Source organism: Bacillus cereus group sp. BfR-BA-01523 (genome assembly GCF_022662615.1).
GTDB classification, from domain to species: domain Bacteria; phylum Bacillota; class Bacilli; order Bacillales; family Bacillaceae_G; genus Bacillus_A; species Bacillus_A mycoides.
On the sequence record NZ_JAKUDX010000003.1, the window covers coordinates 233,203 to 246,450 of the forward strand.

Consider the following 13,248-nt stretch of genomic DNA (forward strand, 5'->3'; position numbering starts at 1 on the left):
AAAGCAAAGAAAAACACTTATAATTCCATTCCTTTTATTGCATTGAACAAAAATTGAAGTGTCGGAACAGATTGTTGTTGTTCCTTAGCTTCTTCTAATACATATCCAACAATCGCATTAACTTCCGTTTGTCTATTCGCTCTTACGTCCGCTAACATAGATGAAGTATTATGGGATGTTTTTTCACATACTTGGCATACCATTTTCCATAGCATTTCCTTATCTTCTTCTTTAACAAGAAATGCAACTTCCTGAAATACTTGCTCCATCATTTGATAAAAAAGTGGGTTTGAAATTAACTCCCCGTTCTCAACCCGCAATAATGCCGTCAACGGATTAATACATACATTGACTACTAATTTATTACGCATAATCCCCTTCCAATCATCTTCTATCTGAATCGGAAAATAATCAAAAGGAAAACAATTAAATACCTTTTTAAAACAACTAGATTGACCACGCACTACACCAAACTTTGTAACACCTATTCCAGTATGACGAACTGTATGTCCATCCTCTTTTTTTGCACCATGCTCCACAATCCCGACTGCTATACGTTCATTTCCTATTTTTTGCATAACGTGAAGATGTGACATTCCATTTTGTAAAAAGATTAATGACGATTCTCCCTGCACAAAAGGTAATATATCAGTTACATGATATTGCTTTACAGCAATAAATATATAATCTAACTGTTTATCCAGCATACTTTCTATCGGTAAAATAGATGGAAATACCGTTTCACGTTCTCCATTCCTAATACAAGTTACACCCGTTAAGTTTAATTCTTCTGCTTGCTTATCGTTTCTTGTAAACAACGTAACATCTTGATTACTTTTTTGTAAATAAAATGTATATAGGAGACCAATAGCTCCCGGTCCAACAATTCCAATTTTCATCTTCACACAAAGAACTCATATTAACAAGTGATATAAGTTCCCTTGCCTTTCCCCCTTTATATCTTATTAAATTACAATTACATAGTTGAGGATTCAATTACCTTTTAACAAATGCAACCTCTTCTTTCACTACGTATATACTACCTATATACATAGTTCTATTCTTAGTTTAGCAAATCCTCAAAAAAATAATGAAAGAAATATTCTATCTTCTTCATAAAAATTTAAAAATGAGTTATAATATTATTATAAATATTTTAACTTTTCTGCATTCAACAAGATAAGAAAAGGACGTGATGTAATGGGATTCCCAAAAGTTGAACGCTTGCTCATCAATTATAAAACATTAGATGAATTTAAAAAATTTAAAGGGTGCGGAGCTCAAGAACTATCCATGTTGGAAGAATTACAAGCAAACATTATTGAAAATGATAGTGAGTCTCCATTTTACGGTATTTATTATGGTGGATCGCTAATCGCACGTATGAGTCTATATATGAAAAGGAACGGCGGAGAACCATTTGAAATTACAGGTACTTACCTAGAACTTTATAAACTTGAAGTATTGCCGACTTTTCAAAAACAAGGATTCGGACAAATGCTTGTTAATTATGCGAAACAACTACAATTCCCAATTAAAACGATAGCACGTATCCAGTCATCTGGTTTTTGGGATAAATTAAGTTTCCAGCCAGTATCAGTAACTGATGGTGATTTTTATATTTGGCATCCAGAAACAAATTCGAATGCGATTACAAACGAAGAATCTGCATAAGAAACAAAAAAAACAGCTGTTACGCAGCTGTTTTTATTTCTTTAATTTTTCTAATTCTCCATTCGAGCGAGCGCCATTTCTTTCCGCTACCATTACACTTCTTTTTTGATCGATATAATCAAGTAATGTTCTATATTCTTCCTCATATACTGATAATCGCTCCAGAAGATGTTCTTTCTCTGTTTGCAACGATTCAATTTGTTGTTGCAACACCATTAAAGAGCTTTCATCTTTATAATTTCGCAAAAATTCAATAACATCATTCAATGTAATTGATGTAGGCTCTAATACCTTTGTCTCTTTCACTTCATAATTTTCTACTTTACGAAGTTGCTTTGCTTCTTCAATACGTTCTTTGTATTGCTTTCTAACATAAGAATTCCATCTAAATCCACATGCTGCTGGTGTGCGAGACAAATGTCTCCCCACTTCTTTAAAGGCAGAAAGTTGCGTTCCACCTTCTTGAATATGCCGGAGTACTACTTCTGCCAGAAGCAAATCTTCATCATCAGTCCAAGCATCTTGTCTTGTTGTCGCCATCTCTCTAGTCCTCCCTATGCATTTTTTATTAAGCATATGCAGTTACTAGAAAAGATAGAATACAACAAATAAAGAATAAGACAAAAAAAAATAAACGTAGAAGATATCTTCTACGTTTATTTTCCCGCAATTACTTGCTGATTACTTCTTTACCTTTGTAAGTACCGCATGCTTTACATACACGGTGAGCTAATTTCGCTTCACCACAGCTTGGGCACTCTACCATACCAGGTACTGATAATTTGAAATGCGTACGACGCTTTCTTTTTACTGTTTTAGAAGTTCTTCTAAAAGGTACAGCCATTCTTCCCACCTCCTTAAAAGAAATAGTTATTTTCATATGAAGGCCTAAACCAGTCTTCCGATTATTTGTCAAAAAACTTTGCAAGTCCTGCTAATCGTGGATCAACAGTCTTTTCTTTGTTTTCTTCCGAAATCACTTGCCAGTCTTGACCTTGCATCGGTGCTCCACCAGAAACATCATCACTGAAAATTTGCATTGGAATCTCCAAAAGTATATTTTCCTTGATTACGGGCAGTAAGTCAAGTACTTCTCCTTCTAAACAATGAATTTCAGCTTCTGTTTCAAATTCTTCTTCCGAAGTTTGGAACACCTCAGTTGTTTTAATGTCAAATGGTAATGTCACATCTACTAAAGAGCGAGAACATGGTAAAACCATGCTTCCAGTTATATGTAGATGAAACGTAAACTTACCGGAGCCAAAATCAACTCTTCCTGTTACATGAGCAGGATTAATTTCACGAATATCTTTCTCGACCTCTTTTAGCTCACTTACATCTACCATTTCATTTAATGTCAATCCTTTATTTCTCAATTTATTCAATTGATGGATGGACCATTTCATATCATATCACCTCAAGGCAACAAACAAAATTATAGCTAGCCATTTTATATTTGTCAATGTTTTTTCTTTACACTATAATGAAGTCATCATAGGAAATAATATATAGACTATCACGTTTTCCAAAAAGATGCTACATCGAAAGGAGAGATTACCATAAAATCCAGTGGTATTGTTGTTGAATATAACCCTTTTCATAACGGTCATGCTTATCATGTGCAACAAACAAAAAAGTTAACACAGTCTGATATTATTATCGCCGTTATGAGTGGTCCTTTTTTGCAGCGTGGTGAGCCCGCACTCATCTCCAAATGGTATCGTACCAAAATGGCCTTAACAAACGGCGTAGACCTCGTTGTAGAGCTTCCATATGCATTCGCAACACAAAAGGCCGAAACTTTCGCAAATGGCGCAATTTCGATTTTAAACGCCCTTGGTGTTTCTGAAATTTGTTTCGGTAGTGAAGATGGACAAGCTGAAAATTTCTACAATACCATCGCTATACAAAAAAATGAAGAAGAGACTTTTAATCGTCTTGTGAAGCAATTTATGAATGCAGGTAATAGTTATGCGAAAGCTACATCTGAAGCCTTTCTACACATCTTACCACCCGAAAAAAACATAGATATGTCACAACCAAATAACATTTTAGGCTTACAGTACATTAAAGCAATTCTCTTACAAAACAGTTCGATGCAAGCACAAACTATAAAAAGATTCGCCTCTCATTATCATGATGAAACATTTCACGATCAACATATTGCAAGTGCAACAAGTATTCGCAAACAGCTATTTAATGAAAACAGTTCCTCTACAACTATTGAGCCTTTTATCCCGAAAATGACTGCTTCTCTTTTAGAAAACTACAAGCAAAACTACGGGACGTTACATAACTGGGAAAAATACTTTTCATTTTTTAAATACAAACTTATGACGATGTCTTCAGAGGACTTACAACATATATATGAAATGGAAGAAGGTTTAGAGCATCGTATTTTATCAAAAATACAAAACAGTTCATCTTTCTATTCATTCATGGAAGCATTAAAAACAAAACGTTATACATGGACTAGATTGCAAAGAGCTTGTACACATATTTTAACAAATACAACGAAGGAAGAAATACACAAAGCAAATATAGAGCAACATGCGCCGTATATCCGTCTTCTCGGAATGTCACAAAAAGGACAAACTTATCTTTCTAGAAATAAGAAAAAAATAGAACTCCCAATCCTTACTCATACAAAAACATTCGAACATCCAACTTTAGACATAGAACGAAAATCAAATGCTGTATATTTCTCCATAATGCAAGAACCTTTGCGGACACAACTGCTAAAACAAGACGCAACGCATCATCCAATTCGTTATGATGAAATAACGAAAAAATTCCTATAAGAAAAACCTCTCTTCTTCAGAGAGGTTTACTTTGTTTTACCCATTTTTTCCAAATAAGTTAATGCATCATCCAGTGTGTCCACCGGTACAATTTTCATCTTCGTTTTAATATCTTTCGCAGCTTCAAGAGCATCTTTATAATTCGATTTCTCTACACCTTTTTCATTTGGCGCAAAAAACACTTCAGCTCCCGCATCACTAGCAGCTACTACTTTTTGCTGAATACCACCAATTGGACCAATTTCTCCTTTATCATTGATTGTACCTGTTCCAGCTATTTCATGTCCGTTTGTTAAATCTTCTTCAACGAGCTGATTATAAATTTCTAGTGTAAACATTAACCCCGCTGATGGACCGCCGATTTCATGGGAATCGATTTTCACTTTCGGGTCTACTACTAACTCTCTTTCCGTAACGATAGAGACCCCTATACCGACGCGTCCATTCCCATTAGGGATCGTCTTTACATTTAAATTTTCTTTAAACTGTTTTCCGCCCCGCTTGTATTCAATATTTACTGTGTCCCCTTCTTTTTTCCCTGTCATATACTCAATAAATTGTTCCGTCTTGTCGAATATTTTTCCATCGACAGCTATAATAACATCTCCAAGCTTAAGCTTTCCCTCTGACGGCATACCCTTTGCTACACCAGCAACTAGTACACCTTTATTTTCAAAAGAAACAGAGCGATTTGCACGTTTATAAGCATTATAGATTGCTGCATTTTGCGAATCTTTCATTGCATAATTTTGGCGAAATTGATATGCTTCATCACTCTCGCCTTTTTGCAATATTTCTTCCGCCTTCGAAACGTGTGTATATTTATTAAATTGCGCGGCTATTAAGTTCACCACATTAGCAGGTCCCATTGAGACAGTGACAAGCATGAAATCACCAGACTCTTTAGTTCCACCGTCAACTTGCACGTACGGCGCTAATTTCGCGGCCATACCTGGTTTTGTCACATAATACGGCAAGCGCACATAAACAAGTAGCATCGCCAATATAACCCCTATTAAAATTGCATATATAAACCGAAAACGCTTAAACATTATGTTTCTCCTTCCACTGCTCAATTAGTAAATAAATGTTTGAAATATGTTGTTCCGCTTCCACTTCTCCGACCCTAATAATGTCTTCAATATGTGTAAAAGCACGCGAACTAAATTGTTCCACTGCTGGCCGCATCATTAAATCTGATGCTATTTGCCGATTCATCACAAGTTCATGTTGCATAATTTCAATACTTTGCATAATTACATCATAAATCGATGTAACCTCTCCATTCACCTTAATTGGAGATACATCAACAGCAATAACAATATCAGCACCTAAATCTTTTACAACCGATACGGGAATACGGTCAATTACCCCTCCATCCACTAATAAGCGGCCATCTATTTTTTCTGGAACAAACACCCCTGGTACAGATATACTAGCTCGAACCGCCTCCGCAATCGGACCACTTGTAAAAACAACTTTCTCCCCCTTCAAAATGTCAGTAGCCACAACAGCTGTCGGGATATCTAACTCTTCTAAATTTTTATTATATGTAAACATTTTAATCATATCTTTAATACGTTTTCCAGCAATAAATCCCATTTTAGGAACTGTAAAATCCAAATAATATTTCCTTTTGAAAACAGCTGCCAATCTATACAGTCTTTCAACGTCACAACTCGCTGCATAAAATGTACCAATTAATGCTCCTATACTACTACCTGCTATCATGTGAATAGGGATGCCAGCTTCCCTTAACACTTTTATTACCCCTATGTGAGCAAAACCTTTTGCACCTCCGGATCCAAGCGCTAAACCGATTTTTGGTTCCTTCATTTTTCTCACCCTTTAATTTTTTTCATTCCTTTTTCATACTTATGGTCTAAATTCACCACATATCCACGTATACTGAAATGAACGTTTTTGGGACAAAGGGGGATTTTCTTACATGTACGAAAAATGGAAAACTGCTTTTCTTACCATATCAATGTTGTTTTTAACCTTTTCTCTTGTACTTCACCCCCAAGATGCTTTGCAAGCTTCAATTCGCGGGTTAAATATATGGTGGGAAGTTGTATTCCCTTCACTACTACCGTTTTTCATCATTGCGGAACTTCTAATCAGTATTGGTATTGTAAAATTTATCGGTGTTATATTAGAACCACTAATGCGTCCACTGTTTCGTGTTCCAGGGGTAGGCGGATTTGTTTGGGCAATGGGAATGGCTTCAGGATTCCCCGCTGGCGCCAAATTAAGCGCTAGACTACGCAAGAGCAATCAACTAACACAAATTGAAGCGGAACGACTCGTATCTTTCACAAATTCTTCTAATCCACTTTTTATTTTCGGAGCGGTTTCTATTGGTTTTTTCAATAATCCGAAATTAGGACTCGTATTAGCAGCAGCACATTATATAAGTAACCTTATCGTCGGATTACTTATGCGCTTTTATGGTAATAACGATACTTACATAAAAGACAAACATACGAATCAAAAGCGTGCCTTTCAAAACCCTTTTTCCATCCTCCACCAAACACGTATGCAAGAAAAAAGACCAATCGGAAAACTACTCGGTGACGCTATCGTTTCTTCTATTCAAACATTGCTCATGATTGGTGGGTTTATTATTTTATTCTCTGTTTTAAATAAAATGATTACTGTTTTCAAAATTACAGAAGCGCTTTCTTTTATTATGCAACATATTTTATCATTCTTCCAACTTACATCCCAATTTAGTATTCCGATATTATCCGGTATTTTTGAAATGACGCTCGGAAGCCAAATGATTAGTCAAATTAATGAATCAACACTTCTTCAACAAGCGATGGTAACAAGCTTCATTTTAGCATTTAGCGGTCTTTCTATTCAGGCACAAGTAGCAAGCATATTAGCGGAGACAGATATCCGCTTTAAACCATATTTTTTAGCTCGAATTATCCAAAGTATTCTCGCTCCTATTTTCACTTTTATATTTTGGGGACCATTTTATGAAAAAGTTCATTCTTTCTCGCCTACGCAAGAAGATCTTCCCGTATTTTTATTGAATCATTCTTATACACTAACTGATATTTGGACATCATTTATACACTACGGACCAATCTTCACCTTATTTTGTTTATATTTGTATGTCATCTTATTATTTTTACGCATTCATAAAGAAAAACCCCGTTCACTTTAACGGGGTTTTAAACTTTTCTTTTAAAGCACGCTCTACAATCGGAGGAACAAGGTCTACTACACTCCCACCATATCTCGCAACTTCTTTCACAATACTTGAACTTAAAAATGAATATTGATTATTTGTCATAATGAAGAAGGTTTCGATACTTTCGTCTAGTTTTCGATTCATTGAAGTAATTTGCATCTCATATTCAAAATCAGAAACTGCTCGTAAACCACGTAATATTGCATTTGCATTACGCATTTTTGCATATTCCACCAATAATCCACTATGTGAATCAACTTTTACATTCGGAATATCCTTTGTCGCCTCTCGAATTAACTCTAGGCGTTCTTCTACCGAAAAGAATGGTTTTTTTGATGAATTGTTTAAAACAACTACATATACTTCATCAAATACTTTTGCTCCCCTTTTAATAATATCCAAATGTCCAAGGGTAATTGGATCAAAACTCCCTGAAGAAATAGCTATACTTGTCATTCTGTCCCCTCACCTTCATACTTATAAATCGAAATTGCTGTAATCCCGTAGTTTTCTGCCCGTACTTTTACAAGTTCTCCTATAGAATCAGGTAAAACCACGTCATCCCCATGCTCTGCCATAATGATGCCATCTTTATTTAACAATCCATGTTGATCCATTACACTAACTAAAGACACAATTTTTTGAGCTTTATATGGAGGGTCTATTAGTATAAGATCGAATGATATTTCACGCTTTATAAGCGCCTTTACCGCACGCTCTGCATCATTTCGGTACACTTCAGCTTGTTCTTGTAGTCTACAGCTTTCTAAATTTTGATGAATGACTTTTATCGCTTTACTATCTCGGTCAACAAAAATCGCTTTATCAATCCCTCTACTTATGGCCTCAATTCCAAGACCACCGCTACCACCAAATAAATCAAGAGCGATACCACCATCATAATAAGGACCTATCATATTAAAAATAGATTCTTTCACTTTATCTGTCGTTGGACGCGTTGTATTACCAGGTACCGCTTTAAGTGGGTGCCCTTTACATTTTCCTGAAACTACTCTCATCTGTTGTCACTACCTTTATTTCAATCTATAGAGCGATTACTGCAAATTCATTTCAATTCGGTAACCGCTACCGATTCATACTATTTCATACATTTTTTCATTAATCTGTTATTTCACTAATTGAAAACCTCAGTTAAAATAATCGCTCGCTATTTCTTTCATATCCATTTCACTATTTGCAAGCAACAACCCTCTATGTACATCAGTTCCACTTTACCTTTTTTATCCTATCATAAAATAAAAAAAAGAAAAATAAAAAGCCTAACATAAATTTTAATTTCATTATGTATATCTTCATTTTAGATTGGACATAAATAAATATAACAACATCATTTTCGATGTTGTTGCCAACCGCGGAGAAGACTTACGTTTCCCCATAAGTTCTTCCTCCGGTTTCTCCTCTCCCTTTGCCTTCTTACTAGTAGTACATACTAGTATTAGAAGGGCCCTGCTTTGCAGGGTTTTTTTATTTGTCTACTTTTCATTTAAAAAGTGAGGTGGTACAGTAAAAGAAAGAGGAGGAAAAAATATGATTCAACGCTTTATAGAACTCGGAGAAGGCTACTCTGACTTATATGAATTACTTGAAATTGCCAAAACAAACCAAGAACGTGTAACACATATGTTACAATTCGAAACTGTAAAAAACGAAAAAAAAGTGTGTTCACTTGTTGTAATACTAAAACCGACAACTACTGGTGATTTCCAACCATTATACATATGTCGTGAAGGCATTCCTGTACTTGAAAATAAAAAAAGTAAACGTGTCGTTTTATTTGAAGAAATGGCGGAACAAATAGGGAAAAAAGTTACTCCCTTTACTGTAAAACCATCAACAACTTTCCCTGAAAAAGAACTATTTTTTAATCATCTAATTGGTATTTTACGAATGAACAATTTCATTCCTCCAATGAAATAACACGTTATTTCAAGTAAAAAATCCCCTACTAAATTTAGCAGGGGATTTTTTTACTTAGCTATAATCGTATTCTTTTGCCCGATCAGGACGCGAATTTTCGAATTCCGTTTTTAAAAATGGGCGATACGACTGTTCTACTTTTTTTACAAAAGGAAGTTTATTCAATTTTTGCATCATATGCTCAATTTGTTCCATATCACAATATACAACGGCATATTTCAAACGTTTTGATATGTAATGAATGTTACCATATTTCCTTAAAATCTTGGCATGTTTCAATGAATGTAAATAAACAATCATACTTTGTCGTTGCCCGAACATAATCTTCTCCATCTTCTCCTTTTAAAAACTTATATTCTTATATTTTATGAAAACCAATCATAAATTTATGACATTAAAGAACAAACTCTGTATACGTTTTCTTCTATATTCTAAAAAACGGGGTAAATTACCCCGTTTTTTTACAACCACAACCGCCTCCGGTACCACAACCACCGCCACAGCCACCCGCATCAAAAAACGGATTTCCTGTTGGAACTTTAACGGAAGAAGATACCTCAGAACCAATTGCTACACTAACTTCATCTAATAACTTCTGTAAAGCTGTTTCTGCTCTTTTAAAAGTTGCAACCTTATCATGCATATCTACAGAACGCTTTAATTCCCTCATTTTCGTCGAAACGAAAGTATAATCAGGATGATATTTACCAAAACGTTGCACTTCTTCGTATCGCTCTTTCATCGCTGTAAATTGCTGAATTAGCGTCTGGACTTCTATATCTTCTTGTAAATCCTTATAATACTTACGGTAATCTTCTGCTATATCTGAACAGATGATCGCTTTTGCAAGCTGCTCTGCCTTATCTAAAATCAATACGCTTTCCAGCGTCGCTACAATCATGAGAGACACCTCCGAGTATTCATCATAACACATTTGGAACAGAACTACTAATTGAAGTGTCTCACCTAAAAGAAAGATATGATTCTAATTACTTTTCATACAATCTCCTTGCACTCTTATACACTAATATGCTCCGCAATATTATATTTAAGAACATCCCATTTCCCGCTATTCTCTTTCACGTAGCTAATACATGCGTTTTTTAACGGCGTTTTAAATGTAATTTCATTTGGTGCAATTGCGTGTAAAATAGCTTTTATTGCATGTGAATGCGCAACAATGATAATACGTTTATCTCCATGTGCTGCTGCAACCTGTTGTAAAGCCGTAAAACAGCGCTCTACGATTTCTTCATCCTGTTCCATTCCTTCTACATTACCTTCTGTAATTAACTCTCTAACGGCCGCAACTGGTTTCCCAGAAGCTTCCCCAAAATTACGTTCCATAAATCGCTCATCTAATAAAATAGATGGTAATCCAATAGCCCCAGCAATTTCCTTAGCTGTTTCTTGCGCTCTAATTAACGGGCTACTTATAATTATATCCCACGATTCCGCTTGCAAGGCAGCTGCACTTTGACTCGCTTGCTTCTTCCCAACTTCATTGAGTGGAATATCTTCGCGCCCTTGAATAATCTCTTGAAAGTTCCAATCAGTTTGTCCATGTCGTACTAAACAAATTTCCGTCATGCTGCAACTCCTTTTTTAAATAATCCGATTCTATTGTAACAAAAGTTTTGCATAACGGACATAGTTTTCCCTTCCAATTACGTCGTATTTTGCTGCTTCATATACTGGAACATATCAATCATAATTGAAGCAACGGCCAATTGATTTTGAAATTTTTCCACTTTATCTGGTATCGTTTTTTTGAAATGCTGCATGGCAGCTAACTCAAAAGCTTCTTTTTCTTCTGGGTTACGCGTCAATTTCCGGTACCAGTATGGCTGTTCCCGAATATAGCGAGCTAAATCCTCATCAGCTTTTATAAACTCCATAAGCTCTGCTCTCATTCTCTTTCCCCCTAATCCTTTTGAAAGAAAAAAGGATTATTTTCAGAAGTACTTTGTTCTTGCTGCGCACGGTTTCCTTGAAATTGTTGAATAACTTGTTGCACGCTACCAATCGCACTCGTTACATTTGCTAAATGATGTTGCATTTGTTCTACGTCTAGCTTTTTAAAGAAAGAAAGCATTTGCCCCATCACATCAGCAGTTTTTTCCTCTTCTGTTCGATTCTCTTTTTCTTCTTTATTTTCTTTTACCGAAGAAAAAGCAGGTGCTCCATCAGGTCTATATGCTGTCCATATTTGATCTTCTTCACCAAGTAAGTACCATTCTTCATAAAATTGCTGCCATGTTTTTTGACCACCTCTAACCTCATGAACCATTTTAGGGTGATGGTTTACAAACTCTTTAAACTGTTGAACCGATGGATGTAACGGCCCTTTTGTTGTTGGCATAATCCTCACCTCTTCATGTATATCTACTATATTGTAAGAAAAAAAAGGCACATGGTTCGCCTATTTTTAGACGATTCATGCACCTTTTTATCTTCCTATTTGTGGACAATTAAAGCCCGATTGGTGAAGACTAATAATCAATGAAGGATGCCCCTACTGATTAAAGTTTCATTTTATTTTCGGATAAAGTTTTGAGTATAAAATTTATCATATACCCCAACACCTAATCCAGTAAATTGTTCGTTTAATAAATTCTTTCTATGCCCCTCACTATTTAACCAACCCTGTACCGCCGCAATTCCATCACTATGTTGCGCCGCTATATTCTCACCAGCAAGTTGAAAAGCCACTTGCCCACGTTGCAAGCGATCTCCTAACGTACCAAAAGTAGGTGAATCGTGCGAAAAATAATTATTATCCTTCATATCTTTACTATGGCCAAATGCAACATCTGCAGTTTGTTGATCCAATGTTAACAACGGTAATTGATGACGACTCCGAATAATATTTGTTAAATCGAGAATTTGTTGCATATTTCCATTTTCTACTTGCTTCATTTTTTCTGGCGTCAGCGGCTGTTCCGCTATTAATTCACCTGAATAAACAAGTTGATATGGTCTTTGTCGTAATAACGTTTCATCATCCATATAACGAAGACCAACAAGCTCATGTGTAAAGTGATCAAAGTATAATTGTGCCCATCCATCTTCTACAGGTACTAGCGGTTGTTCCATTACTTCCGTATCAGATAACTCAAATTGATAACTATTCTTTCCTCTTTTTAATGAAATCTCATGTGAAAGTGGATTCTTTTTATATACCTCTTCATACTTTTCATTTATATAATAGGGAGCCACCTTAACTTGCTCACCAGCAACATACGCCGTTACAACTTTACGTTCAGCAACTCCAAATTGAACATACTGAGCTAAATCTTGATTATACACCCACCATTCATATCCATAAGCAGACGGCTCTATTCGAGATGGTTCGCCCCACTTCGCTAATAAATTCTCAGAGTCCCCGCCAAGCATATTTAAAACAGTGTCTGTGGATTCTTCATTTACTTGCTTCTTTTTTTTCACAATTTTATTTTCTTGCTTAGAGTGAGATGGGGTTAATATATATTGTGACACGAGTAACTTCCCGTATAAATCAACAGCTAAAATTAAAAATGTAATCATTACGATACGCAATAATTTCTTCAAACGATATACCTCCTGAACAAAGCATAAAATCGAGATATACACAAATCCTTTTATTTCCTT

General features: G+C 35.5%; 18 protein-coding genes. 4 read left to right on the forward strand and 14 right to left on the reverse strand.

Going from position 1 to position 13,248, the window contains the following annotated elements; all coding sequences use genetic code 11:
- Positions 1 to 17 precede the first annotated feature (17 nt).
- On the reverse strand, positions 18 to 905 hold the full coding sequence (gene panE / locus MR066_RS09440) for a 2-dehydropantoate 2-reductase (RefSeq protein ID WP_033709393.1): 888 nt from the start codon (positions 903 to 905) through the stop codon (positions 18 to 20).
- A gap of 295 nt (positions 906 to 1,200) precedes the next feature.
- Here panE and MR066_RS09445 point away from each other — a divergent pair, with 295 nt between their 5' ends.
- Positions 1,201 to 1,674: an N-acetyltransferase gene (locus MR066_RS09445; RefSeq protein WP_002014751.1), complete on the forward strand. Its 474-nt coding sequence runs from the start codon at positions 1,201 to 1,203 to the stop codon at positions 1,672 to 1,674.
- 33 nt (positions 1,675 to 1,707) lie between these two features.
- Here MR066_RS09445 and MR066_RS09450 read toward each other — a convergent pair whose 3' ends face one another.
- The 3 genes from MR066_RS09450 to MR066_RS09460 all read right to left on the reverse strand — a co-directional run bounded on the left by MR066_RS09450 (position 1,708) and on the right by MR066_RS09460 (position 3,080).
- Entirely contained in the window at positions 1,708 to 2,214 is a 507-nt protein-coding gene (locus MR066_RS09450) for an RsfA family transcriptional regulator (protein WP_061674434.1), read from the reverse strand.
- Positions 2,215 to 2,344: 130 nt separating this feature from the next.
- The gene (rpmF, locus tag MR066_RS09455) at positions 2,345 to 2,518 is read right to left on the reverse strand and encodes a 50S ribosomal protein L32 (RefSeq protein ID WP_001984764.1); all 174 of its coding nucleotides are present in this window, start codon (positions 2,516 to 2,518) and stop codon (positions 2,345 to 2,347) included.
- 61 nt (positions 2,519 to 2,579) lie between these two features.
- Positions 2,580 to 3,080: a YceD family protein gene (locus MR066_RS09460; protein WP_002014753.1), complete on the reverse strand. Its 501-nt coding sequence runs from the start codon at positions 3,078 to 3,080 to the stop codon at positions 2,580 to 2,582.
- A gap of 153 nt (positions 3,081 to 3,233) precedes the next feature.
- On the opposite strand from MR066_RS09460, the gene MR066_RS09465 reads away from it, so the two are divergent.
- Positions 3,234 to 4,475, forward strand: a complete 1,242-nt coding sequence (locus MR066_RS09465; protein ID WP_313954295.1) for a nucleotidyltransferase — start codon at positions 3,234 to 3,236, stop codon at positions 4,473 to 4,475.
- Positions 4,476 to 4,501: 26 nt separating this feature from the next.
- On the opposite strand, the gene MR066_RS09470 is transcribed toward MR066_RS09465, so the two are convergent.
- Entirely contained in the window at positions 4,502 to 5,527 is a 1,026-nt protein-coding gene (locus tag MR066_RS09470; RefSeq protein ID WP_242246922.1) for a SepM family pheromone-processing serine protease, read from the reverse strand.
- A complete protein-coding gene (locus tag MR066_RS09475; protein ID WP_002138096.1) occupies positions 5,520 to 6,311 on the reverse strand; it encodes a patatin-like phospholipase family protein in 792 nt (263 codons plus the stop codon). Before MR066_RS09475 ends, MR066_RS09470 begins: the two co-directional genes overlap by 8 nt.
- 112 nt (positions 6,312 to 6,423) lie before the next feature.
- Between MR066_RS09475 and ylbJ the strand changes: the two genes are divergently transcribed.
- The gene (ylbJ, locus tag MR066_RS09480) at positions 6,424 to 7,653 is read left to right on the forward strand and encodes a sporulation integral membrane protein YlbJ (protein ID WP_012261614.1); all 1,230 of its coding nucleotides are present in this window, start codon (positions 6,424 to 6,426) and stop codon (positions 7,651 to 7,653) included.
- Here the strand turns inward: ylbJ and coaD are convergent.
- Together coaD and rsmD are read right to left on the reverse strand one after the other, a co-directional pair.
- The gene (coaD, locus tag MR066_RS09485; protein ID WP_002142952.1) at positions 7,645 to 8,136 is read right to left on the reverse strand and encodes a pantetheine-phosphate adenylyltransferase; all 492 of its coding nucleotides are present in this window, start codon (positions 8,134 to 8,136) and stop codon (positions 7,645 to 7,647) included. The two genes, ylbJ and coaD, sit on opposite strands and share 9 nt — an antisense overlap.
- The gene (gene rsmD, locus MR066_RS09490; RefSeq protein WP_001266992.1) at positions 8,133 to 8,699 is read right to left on the reverse strand and encodes a 16S rRNA (guanine(966)-N(2))-methyltransferase RsmD; all 567 of its coding nucleotides are present in this window, start codon (positions 8,697 to 8,699) and stop codon (positions 8,133 to 8,135) included. Before rsmD ends, coaD begins: the two co-directional genes overlap by 4 nt.
- A gap of 529 nt (positions 8,700 to 9,228) precedes the next feature.
- On the opposite strand from rsmD, the gene MR066_RS09495 reads away from it, so the two are divergent.
- Positions 9,229 to 9,618 carry a DUF7147 family protein gene (locus MR066_RS09495; protein WP_002014762.1) on the forward strand — a complete coding sequence of 130 codons (390 nt, stop codon included), beginning with the start codon at positions 9,229 to 9,231 and terminating at the stop codon, positions 9,616 to 9,618.
- 54 nt (positions 9,619 to 9,672) lie between these two features.
- Here MR066_RS09495 and MR066_RS09500 read toward each other — a convergent pair whose 3' ends face one another.
- The 6 genes from MR066_RS09500 to MR066_RS09525 all read right to left on the reverse strand — a co-directional run bounded on the left by MR066_RS09500 (position 9,673) and on the right by MR066_RS09525 (position 13,188).
- Positions 9,673 to 9,939, reverse strand: a complete 267-nt coding sequence (locus tag MR066_RS09500; RefSeq protein WP_002088292.1) for a YlbG family protein — start codon at positions 9,937 to 9,939, stop codon at positions 9,673 to 9,675.
- 127 nt (positions 9,940 to 10,066) lie between these two features.
- On the reverse strand, positions 10,067 to 10,519 hold the full coding sequence (locus MR066_RS09505) for a YlbF/YmcA family competence regulator (protein ID WP_002014765.1): 453 nt from the start codon (positions 10,517 to 10,519) through the stop codon (positions 10,067 to 10,069).
- Between the two features lie 116 nt (positions 10,520 to 10,635).
- Positions 10,636 to 11,208 carry a histidine phosphatase family protein gene (locus MR066_RS09510; protein ID WP_002014767.1) on the reverse strand — a complete coding sequence of 191 codons (573 nt, stop codon included), beginning with the start codon at positions 11,206 to 11,208 and terminating at the stop codon, positions 10,636 to 10,638.
- A gap of 77 nt (positions 11,209 to 11,285) precedes the next feature.
- A complete protein-coding gene (locus MR066_RS09515) occupies positions 11,286 to 11,531 on the reverse strand; it encodes a YlbE-like family protein (RefSeq protein ID WP_002014770.1) in 246 nt (81 codons plus the stop codon).
- A gap of 11 nt (positions 11,532 to 11,542) precedes the next feature.
- Positions 11,543 to 11,980 (reverse strand): YlbD family protein, encoded by a 438-nt coding sequence (gene ylbD, locus MR066_RS09520; RefSeq protein ID WP_002014771.1) that lies wholly within the window; start codon positions 11,978 to 11,980, stop codon positions 11,543 to 11,545.
- Between the two features lie 173 nt (positions 11,981 to 12,153).
- Positions 12,154 to 13,188, reverse strand: coding sequence for a CAP domain-containing protein (locus MR066_RS09525; protein WP_002142956.1), 1,035 nt, complete (start codon positions 13,186 to 13,188; stop codon positions 12,154 to 12,156).
- Positions 13,189 to 13,248: the final 60 nt, after the last annotated feature.

Bases quoted from the DNA above. Each gene is read 5' to 3' on its own strand.
- rsmD (WP_001266992.1), bottom strand. From the start codon at position 8,699: ATGAGAGTAGTTTCAGGAAAATGTAAAGGGCACCCACTTAAAGCGGTA.
- MR066_RS09460 (WP_002014753.1), bottom strand. From the start codon at position 3,080: ATGAAATGGTCCATCCATCAATTGAATAAATTGAGAAATAAAGGATTG.
- rpmF (WP_001984764.1), bottom strand. From the start codon at position 2,518: ATGGCTGTACCTTTTAGAAGAACTTCTAAAACAGTAAAAAGAAAGCGT.
- MR066_RS09450 (WP_061674434.1), bottom strand. From the start codon at position 2,214: ATGGCGACAACAAGACAAGATGCTTGGACTGATGATGAAGATTTGCTT.
- MR066_RS09470 (WP_242246922.1), bottom strand. From the start codon at position 5,527: ATGTTTAAGCGTTTTCGGTTTATATATGCAATTTTAATAGGGGTTATA.
- ylbJ (WP_012261614.1), top strand. From the start codon at position 6,424: ATGTACGAAAAATGGAAAACTGCTTTTCTTACCATATCAATGTTGTTT.
- ylbD (WP_002014771.1), bottom strand. From the start codon at position 11,980: ATGCCAACAACAAAAGGGCCGTTACATCCATCGGTTCAACAGTTTAAA.
- MR066_RS09475 (WP_002138096.1), bottom strand. From the start codon at position 6,311: ATGAAGGAACCAAAAATCGGTTTAGCGCTTGGATCCGGAGGTGCAAAA.
- MR066_RS09510 (WP_002014767.1), bottom strand. From the start codon at position 11,208: ATGACGGAAATTTGTTTAGTACGACATGGACAAACTGATTGGAACTTT.
- MR066_RS09500 (WP_002088292.1), bottom strand. From the start codon at position 9,939: ATGTTCGGGCAACGACAAAGTATGATTGTTTATTTACATTCATTGAAA.
- MR066_RS09505 (WP_002014765.1), bottom strand. From the start codon at position 10,519: ATGATTGTAGCGACGCTGGAAAGCGTATTGATTTTAGATAAGGCAGAG.
- MR066_RS09515 (WP_002014770.1), bottom strand. From the start codon at position 11,531: ATGAGAGCAGAGCTTATGGAGTTTATAAAAGCTGATGAGGATTTAGCT.
- MR066_RS09495 (WP_002014762.1), top strand. From the start codon at position 9,229: ATGATTCAACGCTTTATAGAACTCGGAGAAGGCTACTCTGACTTATAT.
- coaD (WP_002142952.1), bottom strand. From the start codon at position 8,136: ATGACAAGTATAGCTATTTCTTCAGGGAGTTTTGATCCAATTACCCTT.
- MR066_RS09445 (WP_002014751.1), top strand. From the start codon at position 1,201: ATGGGATTCCCAAAAGTTGAACGCTTGCTCATCAATTATAAAACATTA.